The following is a 12,769-nucleotide window of genomic DNA, read 5'->3' on the forward strand; positions in this document are numbered from 1 at the left end:
TGTCGAACACGCGCGTGCACGACAGAAAGTCCGTAATCGGCATCATCTGTCCTTGCTACCGCCTACGTCACGCTCCTACTTCAACGTGCAAAGCTGAGTGATAAGCCAGGTGTTTCTCATTCCGCTTGCGGTTCGGGCCGTCAGAGAGCGGAATCGCAACAACCCCACGATCGAGACGGCAACAAAGACGTATCTTCGGGTCGTTCTGATCGCGTTTGCGACTCTTACGGGCGTCATTGCCGCTGGTTACGGACGGGTACTTACCGAGTCGGCAGTCATCATCGCAGCCATCACGTTCGCCCTCGGTATCGCCGGCCAGCAAGTGTTCGGGTCACTTATCAGTGGGATGTTCCTTATCGCCGATCCGGACTTCAACGTCGGTGACTGGATAGAGTGGTCGGGCGGGAGGGGTACCGTCGAAGACATCGATTTTCGCGTCACTCGGGTCCGGACACCGAGCGATGAAACAATTTCAGTGCCGAACACTGTACTCACGAACAACGAGATCGTCCGGCCCTACGGTCGGGACAGGTATCGAATTACAGAACAGATGTATGTCGCCTATTACGAGGACACCGAGCGCGCTCTGATGGAACTACAACAGATCGCCGCTAACTACGAGTCAGTTCTCGATGATCCAGTGCCGAACACACGTCTCCTCGAACTCGGGGAGAATGCAATCACGATCGAAGCAGAGTTTTGGGTCGGTGACCCTGCAGACCGGGACATTCTGACAATTCGCTCTGACTTTCGCCGAGTAGTGAAACGACACTTCGAGGAGGATGATATCACGCTTGCTCCTCCATCCGCGCAGTTGCTCTCAGGAGAAGTTTCCGTGACTGATGGTCTGACCGAGTCACCAGCCACAAACAGTGATTGAAAACGGCCAGAGTCGATGGACGAGCACAGGGTAATTTGCGGGAATTGTCGGGATTACCACAGATATCACCGATTCAGAAGAATGGAATTTATTCTGACCCCCCACGACAACCGAGTATGGCCACCGGCGACGAATCGCGGATTGGGATCATCTGTCGACCGGACCATCACGTGTTCGAGACAGTCGGGCGCCGCCTCGTCGACCGGGGTCACGAAGTGACGTACTTCGAACCGGGTCGGGAACTGCCTCCGTCGGCGATTGCGGAGCTGTCACTCCTGGTCTGTAAAAAGGTCCGCCCCGCGTCGATCCAGGCATTACGTCTGGCTGAACGGGCCGGGATCGCCACCTGGAACGGCCGGTTGCCAACGACGATCCTCGCTTCGCGGCTGGTGATGCTGAAGGCGCTGTCGGCGGTCGGTTTTCGCGCCCCTCCCGTGACTTTCGAGCCGCCCGATAGTCCGTACGTCAGCAAGCCACTGTTTTGCTGGGATGGGGACCCGGAGATCGGCGGGACTGGTGGATTCTACCAGCCGCTGCTGGATACCGACGGACGCGATCGCAAGTGCTACATCGTCGACGACGGTCAGCAGCTACACACCGCGACTGTCATTTGTTCGTCGAAACTGTTCGGGGAGCGACAGATTCTGGGACACGAACCGACACCTGAGCGGTACGTCGATCGGATGGGACGGCTGCTGACGCTGATGGACACCGAGGTGCTTGGCGTCGATATCATCGAGGCGGATGACACCCGCTACGCCATTGACTGTAACGCCGCGCCGAGTTTCAGGGAAGCGGGACTGGAGTCGGCCCTGACCGATTCGATTCACCGGGCGGTTCCGAACGCTGATTGACGTGGATTGTGGGCATACTCGCTCTTCCGCCCCAGCGATCACCCATCGAGTGACCTCCAGCAGGCGAACCGATACCGTTCCGGTACTCGGTCGGTAGTGTTTCGGACGTAACTTTCGGGCAGGCTATTAATATAAATCACTCGTCGCTGAGCCATGCACGCCGCAGTCGGTGAAATTCTTCGTCAGACACGTCATTCCGTTCGACCGCAACTTGCAGATCTGCTAATGTGACTTCCTCGCGTTCGAGGGCCCGCTGACAGACGTCACTGACGACTGTCGCAGCTTCATCACCCTCAATCGGGTAGTGATCGGACCCTGTTCGTAGCGTCCCATCGAACGCCAGCTCGTCACCGTCGTTGACCCCTTCAGGAAGTTCGACCGAGTAGGAGAAGGTGGCTTCGGTCTCCGGTGTATCGAGCTCCCAGAGAACTGTGATCTCTTCGCCATTTCGATTCACCGCAACCGGCTCGGGATCGATATCAACATCTGTGATCGCCCCCGGAATATCTTCGCGGACCGACATACGGCCCTCGATACCGCGGATCGAGACAGTGACTGGGATCGGCTGCTCGGGAAGGGGATATCGTCGCCTGATGGTTCGCCTCACGACACGGTCTGTCAGGGACGGTGAATTGCCTGCTGCCATCGGTGATGGCTCTTCGGCTGTTCGCGTTACGACAGGCTCTGTCGGCGTCTCACTCGCCCCCGTGGTTGTCTGGTCCTCGTGTCCAGTGAATCGGGCCCAGACGATCAGGATACTCGGGAGGACGAAGACGGCTGCCAGGAACGCGTAGACGATAGTGAGTGCGGTGATGAGACCGAACGACTGGAGGAACGGCAAAATCGCGACGAGCAAGACGGCAAAGCCTGCGGCAGTCGTTGCCGCACTCGATAGCAAGGCCCCGCCAGTACCGATCACCGTTTCGTGGAGGGCTGCTGCGGCAGTCTCCGTGTGGTCCAGTTCCTGGTTGAACCGCTCGCTGATGTGCAGGCTGTAGTCAACACCGAGCCCGATTGTCAGCCCGGTAATCATTCCCGTGACGATGTTGAACGGGATCTCGAGGAGTGCCATCGTCCCGAGGACCCACGTAAGCGTCATAGCGACCGGCACGATGGTGACGAAGCCGAGCGAGGCACTCCCTTCGGTTACCCGGTAGGCTATCGAGAGGAACACCAGCACTGACAGAAGCGCGACGACGAGACTCAGGATAGCCGTCTCGGCGAGTTGGTCGGCGGTGATCTGGTTGACGATCACGTCTCCCGTTGCGATCGCGGTGACGCCATCGCCCTCGATATCCTCGGCGATCCAGTCCATCTGGTCGGTCACCGTCTCGCCTTCCGCATCACCATCGACCGTCACGACCATCCGAAGCGCTTGATACGTCCCGTCTTCACGATGGATGACGTTGCTCGCATCGTCGGGGGCGATCCGGTAGAGTTCGTCGAAGACGGCAGTTACGTTCCTGTCGGGGACGCCATCAGCATCGGTATCTGACGCTACGAGCGTCTCGTTGAAGGATTCGTTTCGCGCTGCAACGTCATCCATCACGGTGATCGGGTCAGAGACCGCGGCCGAACCGTCAGCGTAGGTCTCGGTAACAGACAGGTCACTGGCGTTTGTTCGCGCCTCGTCCATTCGATCCAGCGTTCCGGGAGCGGCCACGTCGCCACGGACGAGGATCGTCGCCGTCGTATCTCGCCTGACGAAATTTTCGTCGAGCGTTTCGATCGCCGTTTCAGACGTGTACGTGCCTGGCGCGATGGGTTCAGGAAGGTCTTTCAGCCAGTCGGCCGGGTCTTCCGCGAGGAAGTCCGACTGTTCGAAACTCGCGTCGATCTCGGTCGCACCGTACACACCGACGCCACTGGTCACCACGGCGACGACGATGACGACGTAGGGTGCCGTCGTTGCCAGTGCCGAACCAGTGTCCAGGATCCTGTTTATCGGTCCTTGCCCGGCGCCGACCGCCGGCTTCACTCGATCAAACCCGCGCGATTCCAGTACGTCGTCGAATTCGACTTTCAGCGCCGGAACGAGGACGCCGAAGACCAGCAGTGCAGCGACGATCCCGATCGCGCTGACGAGGCCGATCTCCCGGAAGATCGACAGAGGGCTCGTGAGATTCGAGAGAAAGCCGATAACTGTCGTCGTGGTGACGTAGACGAGCGCGACGCCGACGCTCCCGAGGCCGACAGCCATCGCTTCCGAGGGGGGCGTGTCTTCGTCCTCGCGCTCTTCGCGGTAGCGCATCACGACGTGGAGGCCGTAGTCGATCGAGAGCCCGATCAGCAACACGAGGACGACAATGAACGGTTGACTGAACGCGATGTCGAACCATCCCATCGCACCGAACGTCCAGACGAGGACGAGTCCGATCCCGCCCAGACCCAGCAGGATATCCAGGGGGTCTCGGTAGACGACGACGAGGACGAACAGGACGAACGCCGCGGCGAGCGGACCGACCAGCAGAATGCTGTCGATCATGGAGTCGCGGATCTCTGTCGAGACGATCCCGTCACCGTAGACGAGTACGGACATCGAGTCGCCCCCGGGAGCGAGATCGGCGATCGCGGTCTGTGCGTCCTCGATTGCCTCGGGAGCGTCGCCCGGGGCGAACGATCCGCCAGGGCTCTCCTGTGTGACGACCAGCAGCGTGGCGTTCACGTTCGAGGTTCCCGGCTCGTAGTACTCCGGCATGAACGCTAGCGCCCGGGTGGACTGGCTCGCGTTCTCGGCCAGCGCCTCCGCGGCGAGATCGTCGATCTGCGAGTCGTTCAACGACTGGAGCTCTTCGATCTGCTCGTCGAGTGTCGGCTCCAGATTTTCGATCGCTGCCCGTTCGTCCGACAGGTTCGCGTATTCGTCGGCGAGGATGCTCTCGTCCTGACTCCGATTTTTCACGCTGTCTGTCTCGTTCTGGCCAGTAGACACTGTCTCGTTCGTGCTGTCGGACGTGGCCGTCCCGTTCACGCCATCGATACTCGCGTTCGCGTTTGCGGCGCGACGCTCTCTGACGGTGTCGTTGAAGCGCTCGTAGTCTTCCTCGGTGAGATGCACCGAGCTGTTAGCGTCGACGCTCTCGAACGCCGGACGCACGCTCCGGTTCGGATTCGAGACGAGCGATTCGAGCGTTCCGTGGAGGGCCGTTTTCGTCTCATTGAGTTCGCGCTGGCGGTCCCGCAGGTCTTCGACGCGGCTCTCTCGGATCGACGCAGTTGCGAGCACTTGTGCCACGCTCGCAGTCGGATTCTCGTCTGCGAGCGTCTCGTTGATCGTTTCGTTGGTGCGTATGGACAGCTCGTATTCGAGCATCGCCACGAGCGTCTCACGGTCGAGGACATCCTCGTCCTGGACAATGACCTGTGCCCGGGTCGCGTTCTCGGGTCCCGATGAGAAATTGGCGTCTGCGTAATCAAGCGCGTCGGCCTCGTCGGCGTCGGTCTGGAACTGATCGAGCGACGTCGAGCGATCGAGCATCGTTACGCCGCCCCCGACGATGACCGACGCCACGAGCATCACTGCGATAACGATCCGTGCGTTGTCCGCGATCATTTCGGCGATATCTCCCGTCATCGCATCCTGCCTCCGATCCGTCTTGATCCATTACCGAACGATCGTTCGACCATTGTCTACCGAACGTTCGTTCGGCTATCGTTGTAAAGCTTCCGCCGAACCGATCAGCTGCCAGAGGTCACTCGTCGTCGGGTCAGTCGTGAACACCGTCGATTGCACGAAACGCGGTATCGATCGGACACGCCCTCCCACAGTACCGCGGCCACCCAGTCGGACGGCCACGAGACCAGCGGCGAAGACGATGATCGACAGGCCGGACGACAGCGCGACCCGGAGCTATTTCTTACTTGCCGAACATCCGTTCGGTATGGGCGAAAATCCAGAGGAAGCGTCTCCGTTCGTGGGTGAGCCGACAGATACGCGCGGACGGATCATGCAAGCGACGTTCGAAACGATCCAGGAGAACGGATTCGCTGGACTGTCAATCCAGCGGATCGCTTCAAGAGCTGACCTCAGTAAGTCCTCGGTCTATCACTTCTTCGAGGACAAAGACGACCTGTTGCTCGCGTTCTTGGATGAGATGCTTGGCCAGTTCGGCGGTCCCTTAGAAGGGCTCGAAGACGACGCTGCTCCGCTCGACGTATTGTGGGCGTACATCGACTTCGGACTCTACGGAGTGACCGACGAATCAATCCCTCCTGTAGAGAGGATGGAGATTCAACCCGGCCGACCGTACGTCGAACTGCGCTCGCAGGGGACGTACAGCGAGGAGTACCGTGATCGCTTCACCGAAATGGATGGCTTGATGCGCGACCGACTCACGAACGTCCTCGAACGAGGTATCCGAGAAGGGACGTTCCGCGACGTTGACCCTGAGCGGACTGCGGAGTTCCTGTTGACGGTTCTGCTGGGTGGGCTGTTCCGCCGGGCAACCGCCGATGACGTCGACATCGATGCCGTCCGTAGAGAAGTGGAAGCAATCATCGAGGTTCGTGTACTGAACGAAAGCTGATACTGCCGGCTGTAACTTTTCGAAAGAATTCGACACACTGGGGTGTCGAACATCTTCACGAACTTACAGCCGGCAGTATGAACAGTGTGCGGAGATACTGAACAAATATAACTCTGCTCTCACATTCGCCGAGTCCTACTGGTAGTTCCTTGCCCGGTCGTGTTACCCGTGTGGAGGGTGTCAATGCATGTGTACGTCCCCATCATCAGAGTGAGCGAGGAGCGTATTCTCGGTGAGGGTTCGAGTCGCGCGCCGCAGGCGTGCAGTCACGGCCTGATCGGACACGCCGAGTTTGTCCCCGAGTTCGCGGGTACTGATCTGGCGTGGGATCTCGAAATATCCCTCTTCAACCGCCAGCACCAGGGTTTCGCGCTGGACGTCGCTGAGTCCGAACCGCTGGTTCTCCTCGGCGTGAGACGGGCTGTAGATCCGCCCGACCCGCAAGTCGACCTCACGCTCGCGACAGGTGTCGGCAAACGCCGACAGCGCCTGGCGGTTCGGAAAACGGATCTGGAACGTCCACTGCCGTCCGCTGCCCTCGCCCTCCAGTAGGTGCCCGCCATGTTCCAAAATCGCGTTCAACAGGTCGTCTGCCTCCGAGTTCCAGACGAACGCGTAGAGGTTCCGGTTGGTCGTGGCCGCGTATTCCTCTATCTCAAAAACGTTCTCGTGGGAGCGAACATCCTCAATCAGATCGTCAGAACCAGCTTCGTACAACCAGAACAGGGGAACAGCCTTCCCTTCGAGGGGCACGACGGCTTCAAGTTCGACCCTGGAATGTTCGAGAACCGACAAAATCCGATCTAACTCGAAGTCACTTGTTGGAATCTCTACATTGACGATAATGCTCATGGTATTATATTGAATATAATGATTGATTACTTTAACTCCTGTAGATCAACCACGCAAATACGTGGCTCTGATGCATGTCGTCTCAAAGACCTGTGTCGGGTGCTCCGCACCCTCTCTGGCCTCATACTGCCGGCTATACCATTTCGAAATAATTCGCCACCCCGAGGTAGCGAATATCTTCACAAGCGGATTGCTGGCACTAGCTACAGTCACCATTTTATATCCTCACGTTGAACCTGGACCATGACTCACGATGTCGGGGACAGGATTTGAGCCCCAACGGTATTGCTGGCTACGTTCGCGGTTTCAGACAGACAGCTGCGAGTCCTCTCTTCATATATGCCGAATGGCTTGAGACCCGGATACGGTCACTATACTGATTGAAATGGACGACACTCCCCGGTCCGAGCGCTCTACTGTGCTATACGTCGAAGCCGACCCGGACCGAGCTTCGACGTTCGACCGTGAGATTTCCTCTCTGTCCTGTTTCGACATTATCACCGTCCCAACGGCGGATGCAGCAGTCGAGGTACTTCACTCGCGAAACGACATCGCGTGCATTGTGAGCCGGTATGAGCTCCCGTCAGTAGACGGCATCGCGCTGCTGGAGACAGTGCGAGCCCAGGATCCGAACGTGCCGTTCATTCTCATCTCCGAATCGGGAGACGAAGAGATCACGAGCCGGGCGATTCATGCCCGGGTGACCGATTACTTCACTCATTCAGATATTGAATCGAACGGAGCACAACTCGCAACACTCATTCGGCAAGCGGTCGAATACCAGCGGACACGTACCCCGGTGGCGAAACCGGACGTCGAGCGAAAGGCAATCCTCGAAGCGGTTCTCGATCCGATACTGGTCGTTCAGGACACTGAAATCGTCTACGCCAATGAACGGGCGCTTGATATTTTCGGGGCGGAGGATCGGACCGCAGTTCTCGGTACGTCGCCAGTTGACCTGTTCTCTTCTGGGACAGAAGAGATCACGAGCGACGTCCTCGACGCGATTCAGCGGGGTGACCGAAACGTCGACCGACTCGACCAGGGGTGTGCCGGCCTGGACCACGCCCCGGACCTGCTCGAACTCACGGCTGCCGCAATCGAGTGGGACGACGACACGGCGGTATTCCTGATTTGCCGCGACGTCAGCGACGCCAGAGAGCGGCGGAAACGACTCCGTTACTTCCGTAAAGCGGTCGAAGCTGCCGGATATGCTGTGTATATCGCGGACACTGACGGCACGATCGAATACGTCAACCCTGCCTTCGAAACGATAACCGGCTATCAGCGGGAAGCGGCGGTCGGTTCGAATCCGCGGATCCTGCACTCCGGCGAAATGCCCGACGGGTATTTCGAGGACCTGTGGGAGACCATCCGTTCCGGAGCGGTGTGGCACGAGGAAGTCATCAACCGTCGAAAGAACGGTGAGCTGTATCACGCCGAACAAACCATCGCCCCGATAGTCGACGATGACAGCGAGGTCGATGCGTTCGTCGCGATCCAGACCGATATAACGAAACGGAAGGAACAGCAACAGCAGCTCGCTGCCGAGCGAAACCGCATCCGGGCGATCACGAACGCGATCCCAGACGTGGCGATCGTCTACGACAGGGATGGACGGTATCGAGACGTGCTCACCGGGAGTGAAGATCTCCTCGTCGACGACGCAACAGCACTGATCGGCTCGACAGTTGCTGAGGTTCTGGAACCGGACGTCGCACAGCTACTTCGGGACGCCATCGAGGAGTCTCTCGACACTGAAACGGTCAAAACGGTCGAGTATGTCCTCGATCTCCCTGACGGCCAAACGTGGTTCGAAGGACGGATCGCACCGATTCCCGGCGGCGACCGAGAAGAGGTGGTGATGCTCGCCAGGGATGTCACTGACCGCAAGGAGCGCGAAGATCGTCTCAGGCACTATCGACAGGCTGTCGAGAGTTCGATGGATCTGTTGACTGCCGTCGACACTGATTTCAACTATATTTTCGCGAACGAGATGTATCGCGCGTACCACGACATCGATACGGAGGTGCTACGGGGCAAGCCGGTCGCAGACGTGCTGAGCACCGACGAGTTCGAAACGGCCAAACGACACCTCGAATCGGCGTCTGACGGTGAGACCGTGGAGTACGAAATGACGCGGTCACATCCGGAACTGGGCGAGCGCACGCTGGACATTCGATACTTCCCGATTCGCGATGCGAACGGGGAGGTCGTCGCCGTCGGTGCCGCGATGCGAGACATTACAGAACAGCAGCGACAACTCGAAACGATCCGTCGTCTGTCCTCTTATCACAAGGTTCTCTCCGACATCAACCAGTCGCTCGTCAGAGCGACCGAGACTGACGAACTGCTCGACGAAGCGGGCACCATCATCGCCAACTCTGAACTCTTCGAATGTGCGTCGATCACGCTTGTCGAGGGTGCATATTCCGGTTTCTTCTGTGCGAGCAACTTCGACCGCGATCCTGCCTGCGGCGGATTCCACACAGCGGAATACGTCGAGCGGGTGTTCGAGCAGGGCACGCTCGAAATCGAGGACGTGACTGCAGCCGAGTTCGATCAGCACGCGACGGACCGTCCATCTCATCCAGGTGTCGCGATCGCGATAACTCACGACGAGAACGATTACGGTGTGCTCACGGTTCACTTTCCGCCGGGGGCGGAGCCGAACGACCCGGAGATAGATCTGCTGGAGGAGATCGCGGACGATCTCGGACTTTTCATCCGGAACCAGGAGATCGACCGCGAACGACGCCAGCGCGAACGCGAACTCCAGGATCAGAAACAGCGATACGAGTCACTGTTCGATAACATTCGCGACGCCGTTCTCGTTGCGGATTCTGAACGGCGAATCGTCGACTGCAACCCCGCGTTCACCGAACTGTTCGGCTACGAACTGGAAGACATCGAGGGGAAATCGACGAAATACGTCTACGAGAACGAAACAGAGTTCGAGCGTATGGGAGACACCATCGAGACACATCTCGACGAGCCGCGATTCACGCAGGTCACCACCTACGAGAAAAAAACCGGTCAGACGTTCCCCGGAGAAACGAACGTCTTCTATCTCCGGAACGCTGACGATGAAATCGTCGGCGCTATCGGTCTCATACGGGACATCTCGGACCGACAGCAGCGACTCCGTCAGATCACTGTCATCGACCGCATCCTCCGGCATAACCTGCGCAACGATCTGCACGTCGTTCAGGCGTTCGCCAACATGATCCGAGAATCCGGATCAGGGGACGTCACGGAGTATGCCGAGCGAATTCTCGACACGAACGGGAGAATTAGAGATATCGTCAACGAACAACGAAAGATAACGAAGTTCCTCTCCGAGACGCCCGAGACCGAAACGATCGACCTCGTTCCAGTGGTCGAGGCGCTCGTCGCTGGAGCGACTGAACGGTATCCCGCTGCCGATATCGACACCGACCTCCCGGCGGAATGCCCCGTACGGGCCGTTCCGGCCATCGATCAGGCGATCGAGGAACTGATCGAGAACGCGATCGTCTATTCGGACGCCGAACGATCGGCTGTGTCAGTGCACATCGAGCGAAACGGCAGCACTGTCGGCATCAGTCTTGCGGACAACGGGCCAGGGATTCCCGAGATGGAACGCGAAGTGTTGACCGAAAACGCGGAGGAACCACTGTATCACGGCAGCGGCCTCGGTCTCTGGCTCGTCAATCTGATCGTCGACCAGTCGGACGGCGTGCTGGAATTCGACGAGAACGAACCCCGTGGAAGCGTCGTGACGGTCACGCTTCCGAGGGCGTGACCCACTCTCCGAGCCGATACCCGGTTTCGAGAGGCCTCTCTCGCAGCGTGCGGACTCTTCTCTGTCGGTGGAGCGTGTGGTGCCCCACGATGCCCCGCTCGTAGGACGGGAATGAGACGGCCGTGTGGCGACCTGTGAACTGCCCCGGGGTCAAGCCCGGGAGCTTCCCGTAGACCGAGACGAGCGCAGTCGTCGAACCAGCGCAACACCGATAATCGTCGGATCGATACTGGTGTGATAACGATGGACGAGCGCGAGTTTCAGACGGCGGACGGTCAGTTGGTCACGGCCGTGACGGCTGCAGAGATGCGAGAGATCGATCGGGTCGCTGTCGAGGAGTTCGGAGTCACGCTCCTGCAGATGATGGAAAACGCAGGCCGGAATCTCGCGTGGCACGTCCGACAGGTGGCGGCCGGGCCGATTGTCGTTCTCGCCGGGAGCGGCGGCAACGGTGGCGGAGGGCTGTGTAGCGCCCGTCACCTCGCGAACCGAGGGAAGCCGGTATCAGTCGTACTGGACCGACCGCCGGCACAACTGGAAGGGGCGGCTCGCACCCAGTACGAGACACTCGACGCGATGGGCGTTCCGGTCGAGAACGGCGTCGGAGCACTTCTCGACCGCGAGGCGGACATCGTCGTCGACGCCCTCGTCGGGTACGGACTGGCGGGACCACTGCGGGGCAGTGCCGCCACGCTGGTCGACGCTGTAGCCGATCTGGACGCGACAGTCGTCTCTCTGGACGTCCCGTCGGGGCTGGACGCGACGACTGGCGAACGGCCCGGTTCCGCCGTCCGACCGGATCGCGTCGTGACGCTCGCGCTCCCGAAGACGGGACTCGCCGCGCACCCGGGTGAACTGTTTCTCGCCGATATCGCGATCCCGGCGGGAGTGTTTCGATCGCTCGATCTCACGTACTCGAACCCGTTCGAGGAATACTGGGTCCGTCTGACGCGTCTGGAATGACCGGGACGAGCGGTCGGTGCCCGACTGTCGCGCTCGATGAACAGTATTGCCCCGAGGTTCACACAGGTACTATTATCCAGGTGGCCGAACAACCGGTATGGATCTGGCACTCGAAGGTAACGCAGCACTCTGTACGGCAGCGACGAGCGGGCTCGGGCTCGCGAGCGCCGAGGCGCTGGCCCGCGAGGGCTGTGACGTCGCGGTCTGTGGCACGACCGAAGCACACGTCGAGCAGGCCCGCGAGCACCTGCAATCGGTCGGCGACGGCGACGTCCTGGCCGTCCAGACGGACATCACCGATCCCGACGCGGTCGAAGCGTTCGTCGAGGCGACCGTCGAGGAGTTCGGCCGACTCGATCACGTCGTCACGAGCGCTGGCGGCCCGCCCAGTGGCCCGTTCACGGAGATGACCGAGCGCGACTGGTATCGGGCCTACGATCTGCTGGTGATGAGCTACGTCTGGACGACCCGTACGGCACTACCCCACCTCCGTGATGGCGGCGGCTCGATCGTCGCGATCACCTCACGTTCGGTCCGGGAAGTCATCGACGACCTCGTCTTATCGAACTCCGTCCGGCGGGCGGTGATCGGCCTCGTCAAGACCCAGTCCCGGGAGCTCGCGCCCGAGGTCCGCGTCAACGCCGTGTTGCCCGGCGCACACGAAACCAGCCGGATCCAGGAACTAGTCGAAGACGCCGTCGAACGCGGCGAGTACGACGACTACGAGGCCGGGCTGGCCGACTGGGGCGCGGACGTCCCGCTCGGGCGGATCGGCGATCCCTCGGAACTCGGCGACGTCGTCGCGTTCCTCGCGAGTGAACGGGCGAGCTACGTCACGGGGACGAGCGTCCCGATCGACGGCGGCTCGCTCCGGAGCTGATCCCGGAGCGAGCCGTCCCCGATCTGGCCG

Annotated in this window: 8 protein-coding genes; 6 read left to right on the forward strand and 2 right to left on the reverse strand. The window is 60.0% G+C overall.

Going from position 1 to position 12,769, the window contains the following annotated elements; all coding sequences use genetic code 11:
- Nucleotides 1–109 precede the first annotated feature (109 nt).
- Together OB916_RS15455 and OB916_RS15460 are read left to right on the forward strand one after the other, a co-directional pair.
- On the forward strand, nt 110–880 hold the full coding sequence (locus tag OB916_RS15455) for a mechanosensitive ion channel family protein (protein WP_315910197.1): 771 nt from the start codon (nt 110–112) through the stop codon (nt 878–880).
- A 116-nt stretch (nt 881–996) separates the two neighbouring features.
- A complete protein-coding gene (locus OB916_RS15460; protein ID WP_315910198.1) occupies nt 997–1,734 on the forward strand; it encodes a histidine kinase in 738 nt (245 codons plus the stop codon).
- Between the two features lie 136 nt (nt 1,735–1,870).
- Here the strand turns inward: OB916_RS15460 and OB916_RS15465 are convergent, their stop codons facing one another.
- Nucleotides 1,871–5,308, reverse strand: a complete 3,438-nt coding sequence (locus tag OB916_RS15465) for an MMPL family transporter (protein ID WP_315910199.1) — start codon at nt 5,306–5,308, stop codon at nt 1,871–1,873.
- A gap of 307 nt (nt 5,309–5,615) precedes the next feature.
- Here OB916_RS15465 and OB916_RS15470 point away from each other — a divergent pair, with 307 nt between their 5' ends.
- The gene (locus OB916_RS15470; protein WP_315910200.1) at nt 5,616–6,260 is read left to right on the forward strand and encodes a TetR/AcrR family transcriptional regulator; all 645 of its coding nucleotides are present in this window, start codon (nt 5,616–5,618) and stop codon (nt 6,258–6,260) included.
- A gap of 180 nt (nt 6,261–6,440) precedes the next feature.
- On the opposite strand, the gene OB916_RS15475 is transcribed toward OB916_RS15470, so the two are convergent.
- Nucleotides 6,441–7,112, reverse strand: coding sequence for a helix-turn-helix domain-containing protein (locus OB916_RS15475; RefSeq protein ID WP_315910201.1), 672 nt, complete (start codon nt 7,110–7,112; stop codon nt 6,441–6,443).
- Between the two features lie 385 nt (nt 7,113–7,497).
- On the opposite strand from OB916_RS15475, the gene OB916_RS15480 reads away from it, so the two are divergent.
- The 3 genes from OB916_RS15480 (at nt 7,498) to OB916_RS15490 (ending at nt 12,739) form a co-directional block, all read left to right on the forward strand.
- Nucleotides 7,498–10,896, forward strand: a complete 3,399-nt coding sequence (locus OB916_RS15480; RefSeq protein ID WP_315910202.1) for a PAS domain S-box protein — start codon at nt 7,498–7,500, stop codon at nt 10,894–10,896.
- Between the two features lie 243 nt (nt 10,897–11,139).
- Nucleotides 11,140–11,859: an NAD(P)H-hydrate epimerase gene (locus tag OB916_RS15485; RefSeq protein WP_315910203.1), complete on the forward strand. Its 720-nt coding sequence runs from the start codon at nt 11,140–11,142 to the stop codon at nt 11,857–11,859.
- A 97-nt stretch (nt 11,860–11,956) separates the two neighbouring features.
- Nucleotides 11,957–12,739 carry an SDR family oxidoreductase gene (locus tag OB916_RS15490; RefSeq protein ID WP_315910204.1) on the forward strand — a complete coding sequence of 261 codons (783 nt, stop codon included), beginning with the start codon at nt 11,957–11,959 and terminating at the stop codon, nt 12,737–12,739.
- The last annotated feature ends 30 nt before the right edge of the window (nt 12,740–12,769 follow it).

The organism is Halapricum hydrolyticum, assembly GCF_025517535.1.
Classification (GTDB): domain Archaea; phylum Halobacteriota; class Halobacteria; order Halobacteriales; family Haloarculaceae; genus Halapricum; species Halapricum hydrolyticum.

What these genes read in the sequence shown, in the direction of transcription:
- OB916_RS15460 (WP_315910198.1), top strand. Translation starts at nt 997, where the DNA reads ATGGCCACCGGCGACGAATCGCGGATTGGGATCATCTGTCGACCGGAC.
- OB916_RS15465 (WP_315910199.1), bottom strand. Translation starts at nt 5,308, where the DNA reads ATGACGGGAGATATCGCCGAAATGATCGCGGACAACGCACGGATCGTT.
- OB916_RS15470 (WP_315910200.1), top strand. Translation starts at nt 5,616, where the DNA reads ATGGGCGAAAATCCAGAGGAAGCGTCTCCGTTCGTGGGTGAGCCGACA.
- OB916_RS15475 (WP_315910201.1), bottom strand. Translation starts at nt 7,112, where the DNA reads ATGAGCATTATCGTCAATGTAGAGATTCCAACAAGTGACTTCGAGTTA.
- OB916_RS15480 (WP_315910202.1), top strand. Translation starts at nt 7,498, where the DNA reads ATGGACGACACTCCCCGGTCCGAGCGCTCTACTGTGCTATACGTCGAA.
- OB916_RS15485 (WP_315910203.1), top strand. Translation starts at nt 11,140, where the DNA reads ATGGACGAGCGCGAGTTTCAGACGGCGGACGGTCAGTTGGTCACGGCC.
- OB916_RS15490 (WP_315910204.1), top strand. Translation starts at nt 11,957, where the DNA reads ATGGATCTGGCACTCGAAGGTAACGCAGCACTCTGTACGGCAGCGACG.